Below are 25,763 nucleotides of genomic sequence, written 5' to 3'. Positions count from 1 at the left end.
CCTCAGTTGTACTTCTTCTTCAGGGTGTCGACCGTCTGGGCCAGGCTGCCGACCGCCGCGGACGGCTGGGTCTGGTTGCTCAGCACGCCCTGCACGACCTTGTGCATCTCGGTCTCGAACTCGGTGTACCAGGGCACCCCGAGCACGTTGCGGGGCTTGGCGATCTCGGCCAGCTGGGCGTAGACGGCCGGGTCGGCGAACTTCTTCAGCGACGCCACGATCTCCGGGTCGGTCGCCATCGACTTGTAGGCGAAGCCGAGACCGCGCTCGAGGAACCAGTACCGCGCGGTGTACGGCTTCTTGTCCGCGTCGAGCCCGCCGAGGTAGGTGAGCAGCTTGAACGCGTTGTCCTTGACCTCGGTGTCCTTCGCCAGCCCGTACAGCCGGGTATTGCTGACGGTGCCGTGCACCTGGCCGTCCAGGCTCGGTACGAGCGCCATCTTGATCTTGCCGGCCGCCTTCGACTTGGCCGGGTCGTTGTAGTCGCGGTTCGCGTACCGGGCGCCGATCGTGTAGGCGTACCGGGCGGCCTTCATCGCGTTGTCGATCGGGACCGGCAGCAGTTGCAGGCAGGCCGGGTCGATCACCTTCGACTTGTTCGCGGCCTGCTGCAACCAGGCGAAGACGTCCTTCACCACGGTGTCGGACGTGTTCATGACCGCGTTCTGCTGGTCGTCGAACATGTTGCCGCCGCTGGCGAACACCAGCGCCCACACCCAGGACCACCAGGTGTCGGACAGCTGCGCGGGAACGCCGATCGGGTACTCGAGCAGACCGGCGTTCTTGATCTTCAGCGCCTGCGCCTCCAGCTCCTCGAGACTGGCCGGCGGCTTGGTGATCCCGGCCTTGGCCAGGATCTCGGAGTTGTACGTCAGCGAGTTCGCGTCGGTGTAGTACGGCAGGCCGTAGCGCTTGCCCTGGTAGGTCATCGCGGTCGCGTTACCCGGGTAGATCGCGTCGTACACCTCGTCGACGCCGGGCATCCCGTCCAGCGGCTGCAGGTAGTCGCCCTCGACCCAGGCGGCGAGCGAGTCGTCGTACACGTAGAGGGCGTCGGGGCCGCCGCCACCGGTGAACTCGGCGACGACCTTCTGGACGTACTGCGCGCTGGTGATCGGGGTGTAGTCCACCTTGATGCTGTTCTGCTGGCTGAACCGGTCGAGGTTCTTCTGGACCAGGGCTGCCTCGTAGTCCCAGCCCTCGAACTTCACGGTGCCGTCGCCGGCGCCACCGCCGGAGGAGTCGTCGTTGGAGCAGGCGGAGAGCAGGGTCGATGCGCTGGGGAGGGCGATGCCGAGGCCGGCGAGCTTCAGGACCTGGCGGCGGTTGAGCTCCATGGGATTCCCTTCAAGACTGTCGATGCAGGAGGGCTTGGGAGATGCGGAGCCGGTACAGACGCGTCGGGCGTCCTTTCCGGTGGTGCTGAGCAGTGCCTTCGACGCTCACCAGGCCCCCAGCGTCGAGAGTGCGGATCAGCCGGCGCCCGCTCTGATCCGTGATGCCGAGCCGGTCGGCGAGCTCACCGGGCGAGATCGCGCGACCCTGCAGTTCGTGGTCCAGCGCCGCGAGCCGGGAGACCGTGGCGGCGCTGAGGCCGACGTTCTTCGCGAGCTGTTCCACCTCGTCCCCGTGCTCGCGGTAGGAGTAGCTGAGCGGCGCCTCCCGCACCGGCCCCATCGGGCCGATGATCACGCCGCTGTCCTCGATCAGGTACGCGCACGGCTCGTCCTCGACCTCCGCCCGCCTGGCGGCCTGCTCCGCGAGCAGCACGCAGTTGCGGGCGGACACGCCGACGCCGAAGCCGGCCGACACCTGGACGCCGAGCGCGGTCGCCGCCTCGGCCAGAGCCGGTACGGCGACCCAGTTGCGGGTCACGCGTTCGAACAACGCCTTGTGGGCGAACACGACGACACCGCGCGGTCCCCGGTCCTCGATCCAGGCGCCGGCGAACTCGGGGGTGTTGAGCAGCAGGTTCATCAGGCCGACCCGGGCGCGTTCCTCGTCGGCCGACCGGGAGATCAGGAACACCCCGGCCGCGAACCGCTGCGCGCTGGCCCGCTCGGACTCGATCCGCAGCGCGAGCTCGTGCAGCTCGGTCCGGATCGTGGCCGGCACCGGCATCCCGCTCATGATCGGGATCTCGTCCCGGAGCTGTTCGCGGACAGCGGCCCGGACACTGATCACGTAGCTGCGATCGCCGAACCGGTGGAACGCGGCCCGGTGGAAGTCGACGATGTCCTCGACACTCTGGGTCGGTGCGTAGGGCAAGCAGTCGATCGCGTCCTGGTCGAGCTCGAGCGCGGTGGCGACCGCCTCGACCGCCTCCTTCGGGAACGTGTCGATGCTGACCGGGGTCCGGCCCCAGCCGCGTTCCTGGGCGCGGTAGAGGGCCAGGGTCAGGTCCAGCGCGGACGACCTGATCACGCCGACCGGTAGGCCGGGTGGCAGCAGCTCGCGGCTGGCCGTGTACGGAACCGGTCCGGCCAGGAAGCCGTCCAGGCGCGTGTTCGCGACGAACTCGGAGACCTTGTCGCGGATCTCCTCCTCGTGGTCGTAGCTGACCCATTCCAGGTCGACGCCACCGAGCGTGCTGGCTGCTTCCCGGAACAGCACCCGGTGGGTCGAGTGGGTCACGACCCCGATCACAATCGCCACGACACTCCTTTACGAACCAGGTTCGGAAGTGACTCGTAAATCCGATCCGCACCAAGGTGACGTGCGTCGGGGGGTCAGGTCAAGACCTCAGGCCGAGTTCTTGGGGTGGTTCGCGATGAAGCGCGCCTTCTTCTGGCGATTCCCGCAGGTGTTCATGTCACACCACTTGCGAGTGCGACTTTGGCTGGTGTCGAAGAAGGCGGCTCGGCAGGTCGGCGAGGCACACAAGGCCAGCTTTCCGTCGCGTTCGCCGGCGATGATGCTGATCGCGTCGGCGGCGATCACGCTGAGGGCGTCTTCCACGCAGGAAGCCGAGCTGAGCTGCCAACGCCGCTGACCCTCGGGTGTCAGGATCGCCGCGGCCCGGCCCTGAGCGCTGCGGTCGTTGATGACTTGGACAGCGGCTGCAGGAAAAGCGTCCTGGATCGCGGCCGCTGTCGCGGCGGCGTGGATCGACTCCCGCAGTTCCCGGGCGAGGTCGAGCTGGGCAGGGGTGCAGGAGTCCACGGCGAGTCCGTTCACCGCCAGCCAGTCGATGAGTCGCTGCGGCGTGGGAATGCGCTCCACAGCGTTGCCACGCCGCTCCGTAAGAGTCCCCGTGAAGCTGGTCGCCAGCACGGCACCGAGGCGGAAGTCAGGGAATCCAGTACGCACTGAACCACCTTAGCCGGTTGCAGGCCGGCAGGGCTTCATGTTAGAACCGTCTTAGACGGTTCTAGATGACCAGGAGGTCTCATGCCCCGTCCGACCAGCGACGTGCAAGCATTCGAAGCCCACGCAACCGACGCCGACCTCGACGAGTTGCGCGCGCGATTGGCCGCGGCGCGACTGCCGGAGCCCGAGACGGTCTATGGCGCCGCGCCCGGTCCCCGCCGATGGGACCAGGGCGTTCCGCTCGCCGACCTCGTCGATGTCGTGAACTACTGGCGTACCGGATACGACTGGCGGTCGTTCGAAGATCGCCTGCACCGGATCGGCCAATTCCGCACGACGATCGACGAGCTGGGAATCCACTTCCTGCACCGCCGATCCGCGCGCGCAGATGCCACTCCGCTGATCTTGACGCACGGCTGGCCAGGCAGCATTGCGGAGTTCGTCGATGTGGTCGACGAACTGGCAGATCCGAAGAACGCAGACGCGCCGGCGTTCCACGTCGTCGTTCCCTCGCTCCCCGGCTTTGGTTACAGCGACAAACCGGCCAGCACCGGGTGGGGAACCGAGAAGATCGCGGCCGCCTGGGTGGAACTGATGGGACGGCTCGGCTACCGCAAGTTCGCGGCCCACGGCGGCGACTGGGGAGGAAATATCACCACGGTCCTCGGCGGCAGGTTCCCGGACCACGTGCTCGGCATCCACACCACGTTCGCAGAGGCACCACCCGGGTTGACCACGGACGGACTGACGGCGATCGAGCGCCAGTGGACCGAGGAAACCCATGATTTCTGGCGTCGGCGTGCGGCGTACGCGAAGCAGCAGGCGACCCGGCCGCAGACCATCGGCTACTCGCTCGTCGACTCACCGGTCGGGCTTCTTGCCTGGATCCTCGACAAGTTCGCCGAATGGTCGGACACCGAAGACAGCCCGTTCGAGACGATTTCCCGGGACCGCATTCTCGACGACGTCACCCTGTACTGGCTGACGCGGTCCGGCGCGTCGTCGGCCCGCATTTACTACGAAAGCCACAACTCGCTGGACCCCGAACTTCGGGTCGATGTCCCGACCGCCATCACCATGTATCCCCGCGACATCGAGAAATACCCGCGCCCCTGGGCACAGGAGCGGTACCGGCAGATCGTGCGATGGAATTCGCCCGAAAGCGGAGGACATTTCCCTTCGCTGGAGGTTCCCGAGTACTTCGTCGAAGATCTGCAGGAAGGCCTCGCGGCAGTGCTGGCCGCTAATCGGTGAACGCGGCTGGTGTCGTCGGGGCGACCCAGGAGGCAAGAAGGTCGAGGGCTTGCGCCGTGGGTGAGCCGGGCTCGGCGGCGTACAGAGTGAGCGTCAGTCCGGGGTCGGAGATCATGTCGACGCTCTCGTAGGCGAGCTCCAGATCGCCGACGTCGTGATGGTGGAAGTGCTTGGTGCCCGCGCCGTGCTGGCGCACGTTGTGGGCACTCCAGAGGCGGCGGAAATCTTCGCTGCGGGTGGACAACTCGCCGACCAGGTCGTGCAGCTCCTTGTCGTGCGGGTCGCGGCCGGCTTCGGTGCGCAGGATGGCGACGCAGGTGTCGGCGGCGGTGTCCCAGTCGGGGTAGAAGTCGCGGGCGGCGTCCAGGTCCAGGAACGTGAACCTGGCGAAGTTCGGCTGCGCGCCGGCCGCGGACCGGTACACCGCTTCGTGCATCGCCCGGCCGAGGTGGTTGCAGGCCAGGAGATCCATCCGTCCGTTGCGGACGATCGCCGGCGCGGTGAACTTGTCGAGCACCCACTGCAGGCTGGGCCGCGGTGTCCACCGCTTGCCGGCACGGCGGCGCGGACGCATCCCGGCGCTGGTGCCGTCGGCCGCGTGGGCCAGGTGGAACAGGTGCGTCCGTTCGGCGTCGTCGAGTTGCAGCGCGCGGGCGATCGCGTCCAGGACGGAGGCGGAGACACCGCCGAGCGCGCCGCGTTCGAGCTTGGAGTAGTACTCGACGCTCACGCCCGCGAGCGCCGCCACCTCGACCCGGCGCAGTCCGGGCACCCGCCGCGAGCCCACGTCCGGAAGCCCCGCCTGCTGCGGGGTCACCTTGGCTCGTCGCGAGACCAGGAACTCGCGGACCTCGGCACGATTGTCCATGGCAACGACGGTACGACGTCCTCCGGCTGCCTGGGATGCACTGTCAGTACACCTCACGAAAGAGACTCCCTCGGCGCAGCGGGCTCGGGTTCCCTGGACTCGGCAATCCACTCGAACCAAGGAGAGTTCCACCGATGCGTGGTGTCGTGATGTACGCCCCGGGCGAGGTCCGGGTCGAGGACCGGCCCGAGCCGGCCATCCTGAAGCCGACGGACGCGATCATCCGGCTGTCGGCGACCTGTATCTGCGGGTCCGACCTGTGGCCGTACCGAGGCGCCGACAAGATCGACGAGCCGCTGCCGATGGGTCACGAGTACGCCGGGATCGTCGAGGAGATCGGCTCCGCGGTGACCACGGTCACACCGGGCCAGTTCGTGGTCGGGTCGTTCTTCGCCTCGGACAACACCTGCGAGATCTGCCGGGCCGGGTACCAGACGTCCTGCGTCAACCGGGAGATCCTCGGCACCTCGGGCGCCGCACAGTCGCAACGGATGCGCGTGCCGCTGGCCGACGGGACCCTGGTCGCGACGCCCGAGGTCCCGGACGCCGACTTGGTGCCGGACTTCCTGGCGGCTTCCGACGTACTGGGCACTGGATGGTTTGCGGCGGTCGCCGCTCAGGCCGGTCCGGGGAAGACGGTTGCGGTCGTCGGTGACGGCGCGGTCGGACTGCTCGGGGTGATGGCTGCTCAGCAGTTGGGGGCCGAGCGGATCATCGCGATGAGCCGGCACTCGGACCGGCAGAAGCTCGCGCTCGAGTTCGGGGCCACCGACATCGTCACCGAACGCGGTGACGACGGAGTCGAGCAGATCAAGGCCCTCACGAACGGGCTGGGTGCGCACTCGGTGATCGAGGCCGTCGGCACCCAGGAGTCCATGCTGCAAGCGATTCGCTCCACCCGGGCCGGCGGTCACATCGGGTACGTCGGGGTCACCCACGACGTCACGTTGAACGGCGACGAGTTGTTCTTCTCCCACGTCCACCTGCACGGTGGACCGGCCCCGGTCCGGCAGTACCTGCCCGACCTCATGGACCGCATCGCGAACCGCACCATCCGCCCCGGACGCGTCTTCGACCTCGAGCTCCCCCTCGACGAGGCCGCCGCCGGCTACGAGGCGATGCACACCCGCAAAGCCATCAAGGTTCTCCTCCGCCCGTGACCACTTCGCTGGCGCTTCCACCCGAGGTACGGCGGGAGGCTCGGCTGACAGTCGGGCTGGTGGCGACCGTGGTGTTCCTGACCGCGATCGCGCCACTCGCCACGGACATGTACGTGCCGGCCTTCCCGCAGGTCGCCGGTGAGCTGAGCACGACTGCTACCCAGGTCCAGCTCACGCTCACGACGTTCTTCGTCGGGATGGCACTCGGGCAGTTGGTCGGCGGACCGGTCTCGGACCAACGCGGCCGCCGCCGGCCCCTGCTCGCCGCGATCCTCGCGATGACCGCTGCCTCGATCGTGTGCGCCCTCACGCCCTCGATCGGCGTGATGACCGCGGCGCGGTTCGTGCAGGGGTTCGCCGGCGGCTGGGCGATGGTGATCGGCCGCGCGGTGATCGTCGACCTAGCTCGCGGCGCCCAGCTCGTCCGCGTCCTCAACGTCATCGCCGGTGTCGGCGGCATCGCCCCGATCGTCGGCCCACTCCTCGGCGCCGCCATCCTCCAGTTGTCGCATTGGCGGGTCTCGTTCTGGGCCGTGGCCGCTCTCGGCGTCGCGATGATCGTGGCAGTCCTGGTCGCCGTACCGGAGTCATTGCCACCGGAGCGCCGTCACGGCGGTGGTCTGCGGACCTTCGGCACGGCTGCTCGAGTCGTGCTCGGCAACCGCGAGTACGTCGGCTACGTCATCGTCGCCGGATCCTCGATGGGCGCGCTCTTCGCCTACGTCGCCACATCGGCCTTCGTCCTGCAGTCCATGAACGGCCTGTCGCCGGTCGCCTACTCGGTCGACTTCGCCGCCAACGCCGGGGGCATGACCGTGGCCGCCCTCGTCGCCGCCCGCCTCGCCGGCCACGTCGCCACCCGCAAGCTCATCCTGACCGGCCAATTCGCCGCGCTCGCGGCGGGCCTCGGAATGCTGATCGGCGCCCTGTGGTTCGACACTCCACTGGTCCTGGCGATGATCTGCTTCTTCGTCCTGATGACCGCGCAAGGCCTGATCATCCCGAACGGCGGCGCGCTCGCGTCGGCCGCCGTACCGGACCATCCCGGCACGGGATCCGCCGTCCAGGGCTTCGTCCAATGGGTCGCCGCCGGCGTCATCGCTCCGATCGCCGGCCTGGGCGGCGACCACACCGCCGTCCCCATGGCCACCTTGATGATCGCCGGCGCCGCTACATCCCTGACCGGTCTCCTCGTCGTAGCGAGGCGCGTCAGTCGCTGAGCCAGTCGCGGATCGCGTTGGGGAGGTCGCCGACCACCTGACCCAGGTTCTGCTCGACTCCGTGGGGGGTCTGGAGGCCGTGATCGAAGAGGTAGCGGACCCGGGCTGCGTTCTCGGGGCGGCGCGCGGTGCGGAAGAAGGCCGCGAGGCCGGGGGCGAACTCGTCGTCGGGTGGCAGAGATGCCAAGTCCAGCAAGGCTTTGGTGTCGGTGACTGCGGTCTTGTCGAAGGTGCCGATGCGCCGGGCGAAGCCGTCGACGAAACCGTCCAGGTCGGCGTCGGGCAGGACGCGGTTGACGTAGCCGTAGCGCTCGGCCAGCTCGGCCGGGATGTCGTCGGCTCCGAGCAGGATCTCCGCCGCGCGTCCCCGGCCGACGAGCCGGGCGAGCCGGGCCATCGACCCGCCGCCCGGGACGGTGCCCAGGCCGACCTCGAAGTGTCCGAGGATCGCCTTGTCCCCCGCGAACCGCAGGTCGGTCGCCAGCGCGAACTCGCTGCCGGCGCCGCGGACGCGTCCGCGGATCGCGCAGATCGTCACCGCCGGCACCTTGCTCAGCCTGATCAGGCCGTCGAGGTAGGGGTGCATCCCGGTCGGGCCGGGCGGCATCGCCGCCACCCGACCACGATCCGCGCGCAGGTCCCAGTGCGCCATGAAGTAGTCGGGATTCGCACTGCCGAAGACGACCACGGTCAGCGCGGGTGCCTCCTCGATCCGGGTGACAAGGTCGGAGAGTTGCTCGACGGAGTCCGCGTCCAGCAGGTTGACAGGCCCGTTGCAGAACGTCACTTTCCAGTACGACGGTGAGACCTCGTCGACGACGAACTGCGTCCGAGGTTTCGCGACCACTGCCTCGCTGCTCACAATGCCTACCCTCCGACGAGGAAGGCACGCTCGCGCCCGTCGAAATCCCTGGTCGCCGGGATCAGCCGGTGAAGTGCGCGTACGTCTTGTGCTCCTGGAACTCCTCCAATCCGCGCGGACCGTTGAGCCGGCCGATCCCGCTCTGCTTGAAGCCGCCCTCCTCGAACTCGTCGGTGACCATGGCCCAGGTGTTGGTCCAGACCGTGCCGACCCGTAGCCGGCGCCCGACTCTGCGCGGCCGATCGACGTCGCGGGTCCAGACGGACGCGGCCAGGCCGTACTCGGTCGCGTTGGCCACCCGGACCGCGTCGTCCTCGGAATCGAACGTCTCGAAGGTGGCGACCGGGCCGAAGACCTCGTGCTGCACGATGTCCGCCTGCGGATCGTCGACCGCCACCAGCGACGGGTGGTAGTACGCGCTGTCGGCCTGCCGGATCCCGCCTCGCACGAGCGCAACGCCGTACTTGCTCGCTTCCTCGACGATCGCGTCGACCCGACGAGCGTTGGCCGCGTCGATCATCGGCCCCATCTCACTGTCAGGATCGTCACCAGGCCCGACGCGGACGGCGGACAACGACTCGACCAGGCGGTCGCGCAGCCGGTCCGCGATCCCCCGCTGCACGAGGATGCGGCTGCCCGTCATGCAGAACTGGCCGGTGAACGTGGTCACCGCTGCCGTGAGAACCGGCACCGCCGCGTCGAGTTCGGCGTCGTCGAAGACGATCATCGGCGTCTTCCCGCCCAGCTCGAGCGACAGCCGCTTGAGCTGCGGAGCCGCGTTCGCCATGATCACCCGTCCGACCCGGGTGCTGCCGGTGTAGCTGACGACGTCGACCTCGGGCGACGAGATCAGCAGCCGCGCCACCTCGTCACCGGACTCGGTCAGCGACGACACGACCCCGGCGGGCAGCGACGGGGCCTCGCTGAGGATCTGGTGGAAGAGCCCGTTCACCAGTCCGGTCTGTCCGGCCAGCTTGAGTACGGCGGTGCAGCCGGCCGCCAGCGCCGGCGCGAGTGATCGCACCAGCAGAGCCACCGGCGAGTTCCACGGCGTGATGATCCCGGCCACCCCGATCGGCTCGGGCGCGGAGGTCAGGTGGAGTCCGGGCGCCACCTCGGAGGCGCGCCCGTCGTGACTGATCGCCAGGCCGGCGTAGTACCGGAACTTCGGCGCCGAGAGGTTCACCTCGAACGCGGCATCCTTCAGGATCTTGCCGTTCTCCCGCGCGACCATCGTGATCAGCTCGTCCGCGTGCCGCTCGACACCGTCGGCGAGCTCGGTCAGCACGCGGTGCCGCAGGCGGCGGTCCCTGGCCCAGTCGGTCTCCTCGAAGGCACGTCGCGCCGCCGCGATTGCTTCCGCGGCCTGCTCGGCGTCCGCATCGGCGTAGGTTCCCAGTACGGCGCCGTCCGCCGGGGCGATCGACTTGGTCTCGTGCGCCGAGCCCACCAGCCGTCCGTCGACGAACTGCAGGGCGTTCATGACCCCTCCCGCGCACCGAAGACCGCGCGGAATCCCTGCCGCCACGACGGGTGCGCGAAGATCAGGCCCAGCTCGGCCTTCGCCTTCATGTTGCTTGCTGCAGGCAACTGGTTGCCGTAGTAGACGCTCTGGACGCCGAACCGCTCGGCGGCCTCTTCCTCGGACATCCGGGCCGGCGCCGGGCCGCCGAGGATCCCGGCCAGGAACGGCAGCCAGTCCGCCTGCGGGGCGGGCTCGTCGTCGAGGATGTTGTAGACGCCGGGTGCTCCGGTCCCGACTGCCCGCACGGTGGCCCACACCGCGTCGTCGACGTGGACGAACGGGTAGTGGCCGGCGCCGGTGCCGACGATCGGCATCGTGCCGGCCTCGACCGCCTTCGCGATGTCCCCACCAGGGCCGATCGCGGTGTGGTCGCCGTACAGGAAGCCGTAGCGAAGCACGACGCCGTCGATTCCCGGGGTATCGAGCACCATCTCCTCGGCGGCGATATTCGCCTGCACGTGGACTCCGATCGGTCCGGGAGCGTCCAGGTACGGCGGTGCGGTCTCGTCCGTCGGTCCCGATCCGGGTTGGGTCATGAAGCTCGCGCTCTGCGCGACCACTCGGTGCGCGCCGGCGTCACGCGCCGCGCTCATCAACACCTTCGTGCCCTCGCTCCGCAGCCGGTTGGTGATCGCCAGCCACTTGCCGTAGTCGTCCGACGGCGCCGACAGCGCGGTCATCAGGTTGACGACCACTTCCGGAGCGACGTCGAGGAGCGCCCGCCGCACGGAGGCCTCGTCGAGCCCGTCCATGAGGACCGCCGTCGCTCCCAGTCCCTCCACGATCGCGAGGTTGGCGGCCCGCTGCGTGCTGGCCACGACCTCGTGCCCCCTGGCGGCCAGGGCTTCGACCACCGGCCGGCCTACAACCCCCGTGCCCCCTGCCACGAAAACGCGCATCGTCCTCTCCTCTGCCGTCGTGCGAGTCAGTCGTTCCAGTGCCGCTGCTCTTGCCACGGGTCGCCGTACTCGTGGTAGCCGAGCTGTTCCCAGAACCCCAGTTCGTCCCGCTCCTGCACCCGCAGGCCGCGCAGCCACTTGGCGCTCTTCCAGAAGTAGAGGTGTGGGACGAGCAGCCGGGCCGGGCCGCCGTGCTCGAGGGCGAGCGGCCGTCCCTCGAACTCGAAAGCCACCCAGGCCTTGCCGCCGAGCAGGTCCCGGAGCGGCACGTTGGTGGTGTAGCCGCCGTACGACGACGCGACCACGAAGTCACCCGGGAGGTCCACGTCGGTCAGCAGCGTGTCGATCGGGACGCCGGTCCAGCTCGTGTCGAGCTTGCTCCACCTGGTCACGCAGTGGATGTTGACCGTGATCTGCTCGGCATCGAGCGTCTGGAACTCGTCCCAGCTCCAGCTCCGCACCACCCCGTCGGCACCGCTGATCTCCAGCCGCCACTGGTCGAGCGGGACGCGCGGAGTCGGTCCGGCGGACAGCACCGGGAAATCGCGGGTGACGTACTGGCCCGGTGGCAGGTCGCCGTACCGGGTGCTTCGCTCGGGCCGGCCGCTGAACCCGGCCGAGAAGGTGGTCATGACGTGGGGCTCCAATCCGGCTGGCGAGGCCGTTGATCCGCTCTTCAGAGTGACCGGTGCGGGTCCCTGGTCGCGCCCGTGCGTAGCCCTGGCCGGCACCCTGGCACGGCCGGTTCAGACGGGCTCGGTCGTCTTGAGCGCGTCGCGCAGGTGCCTGCGCGCGTTGATGCCGAGCTTGGCGAACACCTTGCGCAGGTGCCACTCCACCGTGCGAGGGCTGATGAAGAGCTCGGCGCCGATCTCCGGATTGGAAAGCCCTTGGGCCGCCAGGCGGGCGATGTGCAGTTCCTGAGCGGTGAGGTCGAGTTGCGTGGCGGCAGTCCGCTTCCGCGGCGTCTCGCCCGTTGCCGCCAGCTCATGCCGGGCGCGCTCGGCAAAGCCAGCCATACCCATCGCCGTGAACGCGTCGTGGGCGACACGCAACTGCAGCCGCGACTCGACTCGACGGTTGTCGCGTCGCAGCCACTCACCATAGAGCAGTCGCGCGCGAGCCACTTCGGTGCGTACGGCGGTACGTTCGAGCCGGTCGATCGCTTCGCGGTAGCGGTCTTCGGCTGGCGTCCCGTCGTACAGCTGAGCTTCGGAGCGGGCCGCGACGCCCAGCGCCCAGTCGGTGCCGCTCGCCTGCGTCATCGCGGACAGCTGCTCGAAGGCCGTAGCCGCCGTCGTGCGATCACCGGCGCGCACCGCAGCCTCGATCAGCTCGACCAGTCCCCAGTTCGACACCCCCAGCTCCGCCGGGAACGCGGCCGCCTCGCGCCCGGCGGCCATCGCCTCCGGATAGCGCCCGAGGCCGTTGCACAGCATCGCCCGAGCCCAGTTCGTCAGCGAGACGCCGATGCCCTCACCCCGAGCTGTCACGTCGCGCAGCGAGGCCGCAATCAACGCGGCGGCCGGATCCTCCCGGCCGCGGAAGGCCGCCAGCCCGATCGCGGCGTACGGCGAAAGACTGGTCTCGGCGGCCTCGGTGACCGCACGGATCTCCTCGACCAGTCCCCCGGCCGCGGACAGCTCGCCGGCGAACAGGTCGACGTACACGCGGGTGTTCAACGCGAGCGGCAGCGCGCTGAGCGCGCCAGCCTCGCGGACGATCCTCAGGTGCCGGCGCGTCAACCGATCCCAGGCACGTTCGTCCCAGAGGTCGGAAGCCACGACTGCGGCCAGCCACATGAACCGGACGCCCTCTTCCAGCGAGAGGTGGTCACTGTCGAAGACCTCGGTCGCTCGCCTGAGCAACGGCGCCGCGGCCGGGTAGTTCTCGGCGAACAGGACCGCCACTCCGTGCAGGAGCAGATCTCCACGGCGCAGCCGCGCGGTCGAGGACGGCGCGTTGCGCGCTGCCTGCGCCACCTCCGCCGGCCCCGGCCCGGACGCCAGGCGCCCGGCGAACAGCGCCGCGGTGAGTGCGTCCAGGTAGCTGTCGAGAGCGCGCTCGGCAGCCAACGGCTCCAGCCGCTGGGCGGCGGCCAGGAGTCTTGGCAGCGCCTCGTTGCCGCGGCGGGACGCGAATCCGATCTGCGCCCGGAGTACGTCGATCCGAGCGCGCTGCAGGTCACCGAGCGGCCCGTGCTCGGCCACCGCGAGCAGGTTCAACGCGGCTTCGAAAGTGCCCGCGTGCAGCATCAACTCGACGGCGCTGAGCTGGCGCTCGGTCCGGTCGGCCGCTTCCGGCGTCAACAGCGCCGCATGTTCGAGGAACGCCGCTGCAGCAGCGAGCCCGCCCTGCGCCAGCGCGCGGCCGGCGCAGTGCTCGAGCTCGGCGGCGACGGCTTCGTCGGGACCCGTCGCGGCGTGTGCGAGATGCCAGGCGCGCCGGTCCGGATCCAGGTCGGGATCCGTCGCGTCCGCGAGTGCCCGGTGCACCGCCTGCCGCTCCGGAGTGGCCGCGAATCCGTAGGCCACCGACCGGACCAGCGGATGCCGGAACCGAACAGTGTCCTGCAGCTCGATCAGGCCGGCCTTCTGTGCCGGTACGGCGTCATCGACGCCGAGCCCGATCCGGGCCGCTGCCCGCCACAGCAAGCCGACGTCACCGAGCGGCTCGGCGGCCGCGGTGAGCAGCAGCCGGCGTGACTGCCCCGGCAGCGTCTCCAACTCCCGGCGGAAGCCCTCCTCCATCCGCCTCGTCAACGTCCCCGGCTGGGCCGGCTGCGGCCCGAAGGTCAGTTCGGCCGTCGTCCACCAGCGCGGCAGCTCGAGCAGCGCGAGCGGGTTGCCATGCGCCTCCGCCAGGATCCGCCGGCGAACCCGGTCGTCCACGGGACCGGTCAAGGCCGAGTCGAGCAGCGCCTCGGCGTCCTCCTCCGGCAGGCCGCGGAGCGTCAGGTACGGGAGGCCAGCCCACTTCTGCGGATCCTGGCCGGTTCGGACGGCGAAGACCAGCACGACCGCCTCGGCCACCAGCCGGCGCGCAACGAACGTCAGCGCCTCGGCGGAGGCCTGGTCCAGCCACTGCGCGTCGTCGACGAGGCAGACCAGGGTCCCGTCACCGGCAGCCTCCGACAGCAGCGTCAACGCGGCGAGCCCGATCAGAAATCGGTCCGGAGGGTTTCCGGACCGCAACCCGAAAGCGATGCTCAGCGCGTTCGCCTGCGGCAGCGGCAGACGCTCCAGCCCGTCGAGCAACGGTCCGCACAACTGGTGCAGACCGGCGAACGCGAGCTCCATCTGTGACTCGACGCCGGAGACACGCAGCGTCTGCGCGCCCGGTGCAGACTCCGCGACGAAGTCCAGGATCGCGGTCTTCCCGATCCCGGGCTCGCCAAGGACGACCACAACCGCGCTGCGGCCCGACCGGGCCGCTTGCACCAGGCCGGCCAGCGTTTCGCACTCTGTGCGCCGACCGCGCAGACCCGGCCACGGACTGCTCGGTCCCGGCGCCACATGGCCTCCCAGCGATTCCACCCCACGGTCCCACTACGAGATCAGCCGAGCAACGGCAAAGGACGTCCTACCGGTAGGGCCGGGGGCAACGAGTCACCGGGATGCGCGCTTGGCGGAAAGATCCCCGCCGCGGGTTGCCCATTGCCGGGGCGGCGTGGCGGTGGAAAGGTGGGGCGGGACCGCCCCTTCCTCCCCTCACCGGGACCGCCACAGTCGGGGACGGTTTTCGATGGCAAGTTGGCCAGGCTTGCGCGGGCGCGTCAGCGAGTGCGAAACGCTCCGCCGGCTCGTCGCGAGTGCTCGGGACGGCCGGAGCCAGGTGCTCGTCCTGCGCGGTGAGGCGGGGATCGGCAAGACCGCGCTGCTCCAGTTCCTGCTCCACGACGTCACGGACTGCCGGGTGATCCGGGCGGCCGGCGTGCAGTCGGAGATGGAGCTCCCGTTCGCCGGCCTGCATCAGCTGTGCGCTCCCTTCCTCGATCGGCTGGAAGGCCTGCCGGCTCCGCAGCGGGACGCGCTGGCCGCCACGTTCGGGATGCGAACGGGCAGCCAGCCGGATCAGTTCGTAGTCGGTCTGGGCGTGCTGACCCTCCTGAGCGCAGTGGCCGACGAGCAGCCGCTCCTCTGTGTCGTCGACGATGCCCAGTGGCTCGACCATGCGTCCGCGCAGACGCTCGAGTTCGTTGCCCGTCGGCTCCGAGCCGAGCGGATCGCGATGGTCTTCGCGGTCCGTACGACGGACGACGTGCCGAAGCTTTCCGGACTCCCGGACCTGCCATTGCGTGGTCTCGCCGGCATCGAAGCCGCCGCGTTGCTCGAGTCGGCGATGTCCGCCGCGCTCGACCCGCAGGTGCGCGACCGGATCCTGGCCGAGGCCCACGGCAACCCACTCGCCCTGCTCGAGCTCCCCCGGCAGCTGTCCGCCACCGAGCTCGCGTTCGGGTCCGTCGACGAACCGGCCGGCGAGGAGACGATCGTCAGCCGCCTGGAGGAAGGTTTCCAGCGCCAACTGCAGGCGCTTCCCCCGGAGTCCCGCCAGCTGTTCCTGCTGGCTGCCGCCGAACCGGCCGGAGACATCGACCTGCTCCGGCGGGCAGCTCACCGCCTGGGTATCGAGACCATGGAGAGCGTCGACACGGCCGGCCTGCTCGAGCTGCGCCACCGGGTCGAGTTCCGGCACCCACTCATCCGGTCGACCGCCTACCGGATGTCGACGACGGACGAACGCCGTACCGCGCACGAAGCGCTCGCAGCGGCGACCGATCCGGACGAGGCCCCGGATCTCCGCGCGTGGCACCGCGCGCGGGCCGCGGCCGGACCCGACGAGACCGTGGCCGCCGAGCTCGATCAATCGGCCGTCCGTGCCCTCGGTCGCGGCGGAGTCGCGGCCGCCGCCGCGTTCCTGCAAGCCGCCGCGTCCCTCACACCCGACCCAGCCCGCCGGGCGCAACGCTCCCTGACCGCCGCGCAAGCGAAGGCGACCGCGGGCTCCTTCCAGGATGCGTTGAGCCTGCTCGCGTCCGCCCAGGCCGGGCCGCTGTCCGAGGCGGAGGGAGCGTTGGTGCAGCTCCAACGCGCCCAAATCGCGCACTACTCCGAGCATGGCAACAAGGGCCTGCCGCTACTTCTCGCCGCCGCCCGCCGGCTGGAGTCGACGAACCCGAGGCTCGCCCGGGAGACATACCTGGACGCGCTCGCCGCGGCGATGTTCGCCGGCCGGCTCGTCTCCGGTTCCGACATCGGGATGCAGCAGGTAGCGGAGGCAATGCGTGAGCTGCAGGTGCCGTCGGCGCCGAGCAAGTCCGACCTGCTGCTGCAAGGCATCGCCGTCCTCTACACCGACGGGTACCCGGCAGCTGCTCCCGGGTTGCTCGACACCGTGCAGGCGTTCGGGCGCGACGAGCTGACGATGGACGAGGCGGTGCGCTTTGCCTGGCTGGCCGCGTGCGTCGCAACCGACCTGCTGGACGACCTCAACTGGGGCATCCTCACCCAGCGGCACCTCGACGCGATCCGGACCATCGGCGCCCTCGGTGTGCTGCCGGTGGCCATCAACAGCCGGATCATCTACGACCTGTACAGCGGCGACCTTGGCGAGGCCGAGGCACTCGTCGCGGAGGCCGAATGGGTCGCCGACATCACCGGCGGCCAGAACGCGATGATCCCGTACGGCGAGGTGAGCCTGAACGCGATCCGGGGCCGGGCCGCGGTCGCCGAGCCCCAGTTCAAGCGGATCCACGACGACATCACCGTGCGCGGCGAGGGTGTCGGCCTGAACATGATCAGCTGGTTCCAGGCGATCATGTGCAACGGCCTCGGCCGGTACGACGAAGCACTCGAGGCAGCCCGGACCGGCGCCGCCTCGCCGCTCGAGCTCGGACCGCCGAAGTGGGCGCTGGCCGAGCTCGTCGAGGCCGGAGTGCGCAGTGGCAACACCTCCGAAGCCGCGGACGCGCTCGAACAGCTCTCGACCTTCGCGACAGCGAGCGGGACCGAGGCTGCGCTCGGCGTACTCGCCGGGCGCAACGCCCTGCTGCGGAGCGGGAGCGCGGCAGAAGACTGCTACCGCGAGGAGATCGAGCGACTCGGACACACCACGCTGCGCGCCGAACACGCCCGAGCGCAGCTCCGGTACGGCGAGTGGCTGCGGCGCGAGGATCGCCGTACCGACGCACGAGCACAACTCCGGACGGCGTACGAGAACCTGGCGGCGATGGGGGTCGAAGGCTTCGCCGAACGCGCCCGCAAGGAACTCCGGGCGACCGGAGAGACCGTCAGCCGTCGCAGCACGGAGAGCCCCGGGGACCTGAGCACCCAGGAAGCCCACATCGCCAGACTGGTGGCGGACGGCCTGACGAACAACGAGATCGGCGCCGTTCTCTTCCTCAGCCCGCGGACGGTCGAGTGGCACCTGCGCAAGGTGTTCACCAAGCTCGGCGTCACCACCCGTCGCCAACTCCGCCAGTCGGCCACCGGTAGTCGAGCCACCTGACGAACGCAGGGACTGGGCGCGAAGCCCCGCTTCGACGAGCGCGTACGGATGAGCCCGTGGGTGGACCAGGGGTTGTCGCCGGTGCGAACGACACGTGGGTCGAGACACGCTGAACGCCGTACATCCTCGACCCCCGGAGGCGGATCACCATGACGACTGCGACAGCCGAGCTGACCGGCGAGTACACGATCGACACCGCGCACAGCCGGGTCGGGTTCGTCGCCCGGCACGCGATGGTCACCAAGGTGCGCGGCGCGTTCGACGAGTGGCAGGGCACTGCGCACATCGACGGCGAGCACCCGGAGAAGTCCTGGGCCCGGGTGACGATCCAGGCCAAGAGCATCGACACCCGCAACAGCCGCCGCGACGAACACCTGCGGAGCAACGACTTCCTGGACATGGACAGCCACCCGGAGATCACGTTCTACTCGCTGTCCGTCGAGGTGACCGGCGACAGCACCTACCGGATGACCGGCAACCTGACCGTCGGCGGGGTGACCAAACCGGTCCCGGTCGACTTCACCTACACCGGTACGGCGGTCGACCCGTACGGCAACCGCCGGGTCGGCCTCGAAGGGACCGCGGTGATCGACCGCAGGGACTTCGGCATCGCCTGGAACGCGGTCCTCGAGGGCGGCGGTGTCCTCGTCTCCGAGAAGGTCGCGCTGGAGATCGAGGTCTCCGCGATCAAGAACCCCTGACCATGACCGTGACGCAGGCCGGTGCCGCGGAGTCGGCACCGGCTCCTCGGGCGTCCTCGAGCGCGGTGCCGATCGCGCTGTTCTCGATTCCGCTCGGCCTGGCCGGACTCGGTGGCGAATGGAACGCGGCGAGGCAGTTGCTCGGGGCTTCCGCCGTACCGGCTGCTGTCGCCTATGCGGCGGCGACGCTCGTGTGGGCGGCGTTCACGATCACCTATGTCGTCGGCGCGACCCGGCAGCGGCCGGGGCGGCTCGGGGTGGATCTTCGTCATCCCCTCTTCGGTCCACTCACGGCTTACGTCCCCGTGATCGCCATCCTGCTGATCGCGTACTACGCAGCCGGCCTCGGCGCTGCCGCCCGGTGGCTTTGCTACGCCGCAGTGGCGGCGCTGGCGGTCAACGCTGCCGCACTGGTGGCACATTGGCTCAGTGCGCCGCTGGATCAGGACGCCCTTCATCCCGGGTACTTCCTTCCGGTCGTCGCCGGTCCGTTCATCGCAAGCATCGGGCTGGCGAACGTCGGCGACCGGGAGCCGGCGATAGCGGTCTTCGGCGTCGGCATCTACTTCTGGTTGCTGCTCGGCGCAGTGATCACCGGGCGGCTGTTCTTCGGCTCGCCGCTTCCCCAGCCGTTCCGGCCGGTGTTGTCGATCCTGCTGTCGCCACCAGGCACCGCAAGCCTTGCCTGGTTCGCGATCACCGGCGGGCACATCGACCAGCTCCAGGGAGCCATCGGCGCGATCACCTTGTTCACGCTGCTGATCCAGCTGTTCTTCCTGCCCGACTACTTGCGTCTTCCGTTCAGCTCACAGCACTGGGTATTCACCTTCCCGCTCGCCGTGCTGGGCAACATGGCGATCCGGTGGGCGGCGGGGACCGACTTCGCCGGTTGGCGGGCGGTCGCGTGGACCGCGCTCGGGATCTCCACCCTCTCCATCCTCGCGATCCTCGCCGGCACCGTCCGCGACACCGCTCGGTGGCTCCGTCGTACGTGAAGACGCCCGACGGTGTGTCCGTCGGGCGTCTGCAGGTTGCGGTCAGCGCAGGTTTGCCGTCAGCGCAGGGAGCGGAAGGCGGCACGCACCTCGGCGGTGAAGAGGTCCGGCTCCTCCCAGGCCGCGAAGTGCCCACCCTTGTCGACCTCGTTGAAGTAGGCGAGGCCGGGGTAGACCGTCTCGGCCCAGCTGCGCGGGGCGGCCCAGATCTCGCCGGGGAACGTCGAGAAGCCGACGGGAACCTGTACCGGCGGCGGGGTGTGCCCGGCCGCGGCGTGCAGGAACTGCCCGAACTCCCAGTACCAGCGTGCCGCCGATGCTCCGGTGCCGGTCAGCCAGTACAGCGTGATGTTGTCGACGATGTTCTCCCGGGTGAGGTTGCCGACCGGCTGGCGATCGACGAACGCGCGAGAGATTTTGTAGTAGCTGTCCGTGTCGTGGTCGAGCATCCAGGCCGCCAGCCCGACAGGTGAGTCGAGCAGCGAGTAGCCGATCGTCTGCGGCCTGGTGGACTGCTCCAGGAAGTAGCCGAAGCCGTCCGTCGTGAACGTCTTCAGTGCGGCGTGCGCCGCCCGTTCCTGCTCGGTCTCCGCCGGCAGCAGGTCGACGATGCCCAACGCCGTCGCGAGCAGGTTGACGTGGATCCCGATCAGTCCGGCAGCGCCTTGGCGACCCATCGCGTCCGTGACCGCGGCGCCCACGTCGCCGCCCTGGGCCACATACCGGGTGTAGCCGAGGCGATCCATCAGCTTGGCCCACGCCTGAGCGATCGGCCCGTTCTCCCAGCCGAGCTCGCTCGGCTCACTCGAGAACCCGTAGCCGGGCAAGGACGGCAACACCACGTGGAACGCGTCTTCCGCGCTGCCGCCGTGCGCGGTCGGATCGGTGAGCGGACCGATGGTGTCGAGCAGCTCGATCACCGATCCCGGCCAGCCGTGCGTCATGATCAACGGCAACGCGTTCTCGTGCGGCGACCGGACGTGGATGAAGTGGATCTCCACCCCGTCGATCTCGGTCGTGAACTGCGGCAGCGCATTCAGTCTCGCCTCGCACCGACGCCAGTCGTACTCCCTGGTCCAGTACCGCGCAAGCTCCTGAAGCGTCGCCTGCTGCACCCCCTGCGACCGGTCCGTAACCAGTTCCTTACTAGGCCAGCGCGTCGCCAACACCCGCCGCCGCATGTCCTCGAGCTGCTCCTCGGGAACCATAACCTCAAACGACCGAACCCCGGCCGCCGTATCGACAGTAGTACTCACAACGCCTCCTAGGGCCACAGATCTGATGACCCCACGAGCCTCCTCCCATCCCCCACCAGTCGCGCCCGTCAAACCCCCTGGTCCCTCCCCGGTCCCCCGCGTCCACCTCGACGCCGCCTCAGCCACAGACACGTGCATGCGACGTGCGGTGCTCGCCCTTGCCCACCAAGGTCCCACACCGAAAACTGCCTGTCGCCACCCACATCTCAGCCGCCGATCACGATCGGCCGGACCGGGGTGTGCGCACCGCCGAAGGCGGCCGACGGGACTGCCGCCGCGCAGCGGCGTCCTTCGCGGGTGTCTTCTACCTGATGCCGTCCAAGAACCACGTCCCCTCGGCTTCTACATCTCAGCCGCCGATCGCGATCCGCCGGATCGCGGTACGCGCGCCGCCGAAGGCGGCCGACAGGACTGCCGCCGCCGCGCAGCGGTGTCCTTTGGGCGGTGTTCTTCGGGTGGTGCCCCGTTTGCACCTATCTGGTTGGGAGCTGGCTCCGAAGGGGGTGTGTCAGTTCAGTTGATGGGAGGACGAGCATGAGTGACGCGACCCGGCGGGGATTCTTGGTTTTCGCGGGTGCGGGGACTGCGGCGGCTGCGGTGGGGGCTGTGGCGGGAGCGAAGGCGCTGCGTGGGGACAGCGCGGAAGGTGGCGTGGAGCAGTTGACTGCGGCGGACTTGGCTGGGGCCGAGTCATTCGTCGTACATGTGAAGGATGTCCGGTCGGGGCGGATGGCGATCATGGTCGGGGAGCGCGAAGTGCTGGTGACCGATCGCGAACTCGCCGGCCGGCTGGCCGGCGTGACGACGAAGTGATCGGGAGGAGCTGACATGTCTTCGCACCGCGAGGCACCGGAGATCTCGAAGGACCCGGTCGCCGACAACACCGACGTGTACGCGTTCGTCAGCCCGGACCAGCCGGACACCGTGACGATCATCGCGAACTTCATCCCGTTCCAGCTCCCGTACGGCGGACCGAACTTCTACGAGTTCGGCGACGACGTGCTGTACCAGCTGCACATCTCCAACCGCGGGACCGGCAAGGCCGACATCAGTTACCAGTTCCGCTTCCAGGCCCGGATCCGCAACAAGAAGACGTTCCTGTACAACACCGGCCCGATCACCTCACTGCGGGACTCGAACTGGAACCGGCCGCAGTTCTACTCGGTCACCCGGGTCGAGAACGGCAAGTCCCGGATCCTCGCCCGCGACCTGGCCGCTCCCCCGGTCAACGTCGGAGTCCGCAGTACGCCGAACTACGCCCGGCTGGCCGCCAAGGCAGTCCACACGATCGGCCGCAACCGCAAGGTGTTCGCCGGTCAGCGCGCCGACGCGTTCTACGCCGACCTGGGCAGCATCTTCGACCTGGGCACGCTCCGCCCGTTCCAGATGGCGCACCTGATCCCGTCCGCGGCCGCAGTCGGTGTCAACGGGCTGCAGGGCTCGAACGTGCACACCATCGCGCTGCAGGTTCCGATCACCGACCTGACCCGGGACGGTCGCCGGCCGACCGACGTACTCGATCCGAAGGCCGTTATCGGGATCTACGCCAGCGCGAGCCGCCGGCAGTCCGCGCTGATCGACGGCGAACGCGGCACCCGGATGTGGCACGGCCCCTACAAGCAGGTGTCGCGCCTGGCCAACCCGCTGTTCAACGAGGTGATCGTGCCGATGGCCGACAAGGACCGGTGGAACAGCCGGCCGCCGTCGGAGGACAAGAGATTCGCCAAGTATGTCGCCAAACCCGAGCTCGCCGGATTGCTGCCGGTGCTCTACCCCGGCGTCTTCCCGAACCTGGCGGCGTACAAGAAGGACCGCGCCGACCTCGCCGCGATCCTGCTGACCGGCATCCCGAAGGGCGTCGTGCCCGGCTTCCAGAACTTCACCGGCCCGGTCCAGGCCGACCTGCTGCGGCTGAACGTGGCCGTGCCGCCGACCTCGTCGCCGAACCCGCTCGGTCTGGTCGCGGGCGACGCGGCCGGATTCCCCAACGGGCGCAGGCTGATCGACGATGTCGTCACGGTCGAGCTGCGCGCGGTCGCCGGACTCACGATCCCGCTGGTCGACAAGTCGTACAAACCCGACGGCGCGGCCTCGGCGATCGAGGACGGTACGTCGAACACGAACCCACCGCTGCTGGACCGGTTCCCGTACCTCGGCACGCCCGCGGGCGGCTTCCAGTCCACGCCCGGCACGCCGGCCGCGTCATGACCGGCAACAACGCGGTGGAGAATCCCCATGCGGGCAAGGGTTCCTCGGTGCTGCTGGACATCGGCGGGGACGTCGGCGCCCTCGTCATCGACCTGCCGGCCGACCTCGAGGACGAGGAGATCGAGCTCCGCCCCTCCGGAGGTACGACGCACCACGAGCACGGACATGAACACGGGCACGGACATGGACATGGGCATGGACATGGGCATGGACATGGGCACGGCCACGGTCATGGCCACGGCCACGGCCACCACCTGCCGCACGTCGCGGTCGTGCCCCGGCCGGTGGCGGACGGAACGCTGATGTACTCGGCCGTCTTCGACGCCGTCCCGACCGGCACCTACGAGCTGTACGTCCGCCCGGACGGTCCCGTCCAGCTCACCGTGAACATTCACGGCGGCCAGGTCACCGAGGCAACCTGGCCGTGACCCCGAAACCAGCGTGCCCGCCGCCGAGAGAGTGTCGGCAGCGGGCACGCTGTTCCAGTTCTACTTGGCGGTCGTGTAGCGAATCGTGTCGTTGCGCAGTACGTCGCCCGACACCTTGACGATCCGCAGCGTGTGCGACCCGTTCTTCACCGAGGTGGTGAAGGCCTGCCGCGCCGTCACCCGCGCTTCGTTGTGCAGGTTCACCCGCCGAACCAGCTTGCCGTCCAGGTAGACGTCGGCCTCACCCTGATCCGGTCCGAGCGCCGTGATCCACTCGACCCCGGTGCCCTGGAAGGTGAACTCGACCGCGGCGCCGTTCGCCGTCGCGAAGTGCACGTCGTCGCGGTAGTCACCACGGAACCTGAAGTCCAGCGCCGTACTGCCGGTCGCTTGGGTCGCAAGGTACGCCGCCTTGATCGTGACGACGTTCCCGTCGACCGTGTAGTCGGTTCCCTTGACGAGATCCTGACCCGCCTTCGAGATCCCGACCAGCTCGCCCGGATCGCGGCCGATCTGAACACTGACATCGGCCGGAGCGTTCTTGTCGAAGGTCGCGGTGTCCGGGTTCAGCAGGCTCTGCTGCCGGATGTTCAGCTTGTCCAGCAGCATGAACTGGCCGGACTTCTTCACGCCGCGGATCGTGTGCGTCCCGTTCGGCAGGTCCGAGATGCTGTACACGACCTGCTGCGCGCCGCGCCCGTCCGCCTGGTAGGTGCTCACGGTCTCCTTGAGCTGACCGTCGATGTAGATCTCGACGTCACCCTGCGAGTTGTGCTTCTCGGTCACGTAGTCGACGCCGGTCCCGACGAAGCTGTACGAGAACGCGTCGCCGTTGGTCTCCGTGTACTGCACGTCGTCCTGGTAGTCGCCGAGCCCGCGACCGGTGCTCCGGCTCCACGAACCCGTGTAGACAATCTGCGAGTTGTCGTTGTTCACCTCGATCGTCCGGGTCCCGATGTCACTGGTCGTCGCGGACGACTTCGCCGACGAGTCGGTCACCGCGACGGTCAACGGCTCGGACACCGCCGGCACCTCGTGGTTGGCGTTGCGCTGCCAGGCACCGTCGTACGTCACCCGCAGGTCGTCGTCGTTGACCCGGATCCCGGAGTTCTTCTGCGGCGTCACCTTCAGCAGCCGTACGCCGTGAATCGGAACATCCTGCGCGGTGAAGCCGGATGCAAACTGCCCGAGGTCCTTGTGCGCCCACAGGTCGCGCACCTTCGCGGCGCCGTCCAGGCCGAGATCCGCCCAGTTCACCGTCATGTCCGCGTCGGTCTGCCCAAGGTTGAACAGGGCAACGGTGTAGGAGTTGTCCTCGTTGAGCGAGAACCAGACCTGCCGGTTCGTCTTCGTCGACAGCGGTTGCGCCGGACGCCCGGCCTGGTTGACCGCGATCACCTCACGGTTCGTCAGCAGCTCGAGGCCGTACGAGTCGAGGTTGGTCATATCGTTCCCAACGAACATCGGCGCGGCCGACACGGCCCACAGCGTCGCCGCCGTACGACGTTCGTCGCGCGTCAGACCGTCCATCTGGCCGTTCCCGACGTTCAGCGAGTCGAGGTCGTTCCAGCCACCCGGTCCGCCGTGACGCCACCAGTCGGCCAGCTTCGGGAACAGCCGCGCGACGTTCTGCCAGGTCGTCAGCGCCTGGCCCGGGCAGTAGCACTCCACGTCCCAGTCGATCCGCCAGCCGTTGGCGTACTGCTTCCAGTAGTCGGCGTAGTTGATGTCGACTGCCCAGGACAGCTCGAGCCAGATGCCGTGCTTGGCAAGCGCCTGCGACCACGCCTTCACGTCGTCACGGGCGTCCAGCGACAGGTCGCTGATCCCCGACCCCGGCGTCACGCTGTCGAACTTCAGGAAGTCGACGCCCCAGGCGCCGTACAGGTCGGCGATCGAGTCGATGTACTTCTGCGCGCACGGCTTCGAGAAGTCGATCTTGAAACCGATCCCCCAGTAGTCCGCCTTCGTCAGCGGCTGCACCGGCAGGTCCCCGGTCCGGCACTCCGGAGCGCCGTACACGGGCAGGTTCGCGTCGATGAGCGACTTGCTGATGCCCGGGATGCCGTACAGCCCGATCTTCTGGCCGTTGCCGTGGATGTGGTCGATGACGGCCTGCAGGCCGTCCGGGTACAGCGTGGTGCTCGGCACCGGCCGCCCGTACCCGTCGACGTCGCCGTTCCAGCCGGCGTCGACGTTGATGTAGTCGTACCCGTACGGCTGGAGCTTCTCGTGCATCGCGTCGGACTGGGCCTTCAGCCGGTCCGCGGAGATCCAGCTCTGCCCGTTCCCCGAGTACACCTGCATGCTGTAACTGCTCCACCCCATGTAGGGCTTCAGCGCCTTGTCCCCCGCCGGCCCACCGGTGGCGCTCACCGTGGCGGTCGTCTCGCGCGGCAAAGGTACGGCGGACGACGTCGCAGTCAAGCCGGCCGGAATCAACCCGGCCACGGCAAGCCCCACGAGCACACGCCGCAGTCCCCTGTTCCGTACGGATCTGGTCATGAGCGGTGACCTCTCTTGATCATCTGATCCGAAAACCGGATCCGATAGGATATTGGAACCTTTACT

20 protein-coding genes are annotated in these 25,763 nt (G+C 69.1%); 9 read left to right on the top strand and 11 right to left on the bottom strand.

Annotation, left to right across the window (positions count from 1 at the left end; genetic code table 11):
* Positions 1-2 precede the first annotated feature (2 nt).
* The 3 genes from ACIBGM_RS36690 to ACIBGM_RS36680 all read right to left on the bottom strand — a co-directional run bounded on the left by ACIBGM_RS36690 (position 3) and on the right by ACIBGM_RS36680 (position 3,309).
* On the bottom strand, positions 3-1,337 hold the full coding sequence (locus ACIBGM_RS36690) for an extracellular solute-binding protein (RefSeq protein ID WP_360531475.1): 1,335 nt from the start codon (positions 1,335-1,337) through the stop codon (positions 3-5).
* Positions 1,338-1,347: 10 nt separating this feature from the next.
* A complete protein-coding gene (locus ACIBGM_RS36685) occupies positions 1,348-2,655 on the bottom strand; it encodes a MarR family transcriptional regulator (protein ID WP_396388169.1) in 1,308 nt (435 codons plus the stop codon).
* Positions 2,656-2,742: 87 nt separating this feature from the next.
* Positions 2,743-3,309 carry a CGNR zinc finger domain-containing protein gene (locus ACIBGM_RS36680; protein WP_396388168.1) on the bottom strand — a complete coding sequence of 189 codons (567 nt, stop codon included), beginning with the start codon at positions 3,307-3,309 and terminating at the stop codon, positions 2,743-2,745.
* Positions 3,310-3,390: 81 nt separating this feature from the next.
* Here ACIBGM_RS36680 and ACIBGM_RS36675 point away from each other — a divergent pair, with 81 nt between their 5' ends.
* A complete protein-coding gene (locus tag ACIBGM_RS36675; protein ID WP_396388167.1) occupies positions 3,391-4,563 on the top strand; it encodes an epoxide hydrolase family protein in 1,173 nt (390 codons plus the stop codon).
* Here ACIBGM_RS36675 and ACIBGM_RS36670 read toward each other — a convergent pair.
* Positions 4,553-5,431 carry a helix-turn-helix transcriptional regulator gene (locus ACIBGM_RS36670; RefSeq protein WP_360531487.1) on the bottom strand — a complete coding sequence of 293 codons (879 nt, stop codon included), beginning with the start codon at positions 5,429-5,431 and terminating at the stop codon, positions 4,553-4,555. The genes ACIBGM_RS36675 and ACIBGM_RS36670 overlap by 11 nt on opposite strands.
* Positions 5,432-5,565: 134 nt before the next feature.
* Here ACIBGM_RS36670 and ACIBGM_RS36665 point away from each other — a divergent pair, with 134 nt between their 5' ends.
* A complete protein-coding gene (locus ACIBGM_RS36665; protein ID WP_396388166.1) occupies positions 5,566-6,591 on the top strand; it encodes a zinc-dependent alcohol dehydrogenase family protein in 1,026 nt (341 codons plus the stop codon).
* On the top strand, positions 6,588-7,811 hold the full coding sequence (locus tag ACIBGM_RS36660; RefSeq protein WP_396388165.1) for a multidrug effflux MFS transporter: 1,224 nt from the start codon (positions 6,588-6,590) through the stop codon (positions 7,809-7,811). Before ACIBGM_RS36665 ends, ACIBGM_RS36660 begins: the two co-directional genes overlap by 4 nt.
* On the opposite strand, the gene ACIBGM_RS36655 is transcribed toward ACIBGM_RS36660, so the two are convergent.
* From ACIBGM_RS36655 to ACIBGM_RS36635, 5 genes are all read right to left on the bottom strand, one after another.
* Positions 7,801-8,673: an enoyl-CoA hydratase/isomerase family protein gene (locus tag ACIBGM_RS36655; protein ID WP_396388164.1), complete on the bottom strand. Its 873-nt coding sequence runs from the start codon at positions 8,671-8,673 to the stop codon at positions 7,801-7,803. The two genes, ACIBGM_RS36660 and ACIBGM_RS36655, sit on opposite strands and share 11 nt — an antisense overlap.
* A gap of 61 nt (positions 8,674-8,734) precedes the next feature.
* A complete protein-coding gene (locus ACIBGM_RS36650) occupies positions 8,735-10,156 on the bottom strand; it encodes an aldehyde dehydrogenase family protein (RefSeq protein WP_396388163.1) in 1,422 nt (473 codons plus the stop codon).
* Complete coding sequence (locus ACIBGM_RS36645; protein WP_396388162.1) at positions 10,153-11,097, bottom strand: NAD-dependent epimerase/dehydratase family protein; 945 nt, start codon at positions 11,095-11,097, stop codon at positions 10,153-10,155. Before ACIBGM_RS36645 ends, ACIBGM_RS36650 begins: the two co-directional genes overlap by 4 nt.
* Before the next feature lie 26 nt (positions 11,098-11,123).
* Positions 11,124-11,729 carry a molybdopterin-dependent oxidoreductase gene (locus ACIBGM_RS36640; protein WP_396388161.1) on the bottom strand — a complete coding sequence of 202 codons (606 nt, stop codon included), beginning with the start codon at positions 11,727-11,729 and terminating at the stop codon, positions 11,124-11,126.
* 114 nt (positions 11,730-11,843) lie between these two features.
* Positions 11,844-14,633 carry an ATP-binding protein gene (locus ACIBGM_RS36635; RefSeq protein WP_396388160.1) on the bottom strand — a complete coding sequence of 930 codons (2,790 nt, stop codon included), beginning with the start codon at positions 14,631-14,633 and terminating at the stop codon, positions 11,844-11,846.
* A gap of 208 nt (positions 14,634-14,841) precedes the next feature.
* Between ACIBGM_RS36635 and ACIBGM_RS36630 the strand changes: the two genes are divergently transcribed.
* From ACIBGM_RS36630 to ACIBGM_RS36620, 3 genes are all read left to right on the top strand, one after another.
* A complete protein-coding gene (locus tag ACIBGM_RS36630) occupies positions 14,842-17,604 on the top strand; it encodes an ATP-binding protein (RefSeq protein WP_396388159.1) in 2,763 nt (920 codons plus the stop codon).
* A gap of 149 nt (positions 17,605-17,753) precedes the next feature.
* Entirely contained in the window at positions 17,754-18,305 is a 552-nt protein-coding gene (locus ACIBGM_RS36625) for a YceI family protein (RefSeq protein ID WP_360531511.1), read from the top strand.
* Positions 18,306-18,307: 2 nt separating this feature from the next.
* A complete protein-coding gene (locus tag ACIBGM_RS36620; protein ID WP_396388158.1) occupies positions 18,308-19,300 on the top strand; it encodes a hypothetical protein in 993 nt (330 codons plus the stop codon).
* A gap of 59 nt (positions 19,301-19,359) precedes the next feature.
* Here ACIBGM_RS36620 and ACIBGM_RS36615 read toward each other — a convergent pair whose 3' ends face one another.
* Entirely contained in the window at positions 19,360-20,556 is a 1,197-nt protein-coding gene (locus ACIBGM_RS36615) for an epoxide hydrolase family protein (protein ID WP_396388157.1), read from the bottom strand.
* A gap of 534 nt (positions 20,557-21,090) precedes the next feature.
* On the opposite strand from ACIBGM_RS36615, the gene ACIBGM_RS36610 reads away from it, so the two are divergent.
* From ACIBGM_RS36610 to ACIBGM_RS36600, 3 genes are read left to right on the top strand one after another with little or no spacing between them, the layout of a single operon-like run.
* Positions 21,091-21,369, top strand: a complete 279-nt coding sequence (locus ACIBGM_RS36610) for a twin-arginine translocation signal domain-containing protein (RefSeq protein WP_360531520.1) — start codon at positions 21,091-21,093, stop codon at positions 21,367-21,369.
* Between the two features lie 15 nt (positions 21,370-21,384).
* Entirely contained in the window at positions 21,385-22,764 is a 1,380-nt protein-coding gene (locus tag ACIBGM_RS36605; protein WP_396388156.1) for a DUF4331 domain-containing protein, read from the top strand.
* Positions 22,761-23,192 (top strand): hypothetical protein, encoded by a 432-nt coding sequence (locus ACIBGM_RS36600; protein ID WP_396388155.1) that lies wholly within the window; start codon positions 22,761-22,763, stop codon positions 23,190-23,192. Before ACIBGM_RS36605 ends, ACIBGM_RS36600 begins: the two co-directional genes overlap by 4 nt.
* A gap of 60 nt (positions 23,193-23,252) precedes the next feature.
* On the opposite strand, the gene ACIBGM_RS36595 is transcribed toward ACIBGM_RS36600, so the two are convergent.
* On the bottom strand, positions 23,253-25,697 hold the full coding sequence (locus ACIBGM_RS36595; RefSeq protein ID WP_396388154.1) for a X2-like carbohydrate binding domain-containing protein: 2,445 nt from the start codon (positions 25,695-25,697) through the stop codon (positions 23,253-23,255).
* Between the last annotated feature and the right edge of the window lie 66 nt (positions 25,698-25,763).

The sequence above is a fragment of the Kribbella sp. NPDC050470 genome, assembly GCF_044458365.1.
Taxonomy (GTDB): Bacteria; Actinomycetota; Actinomycetes; order Propionibacteriales; family Kribbellaceae; genus Kribbella.
The sequence above is the reverse complement of the archived record's forward strand: the minus strand, read 5'-3'. Positions and strand labels throughout refer to the sequence as shown.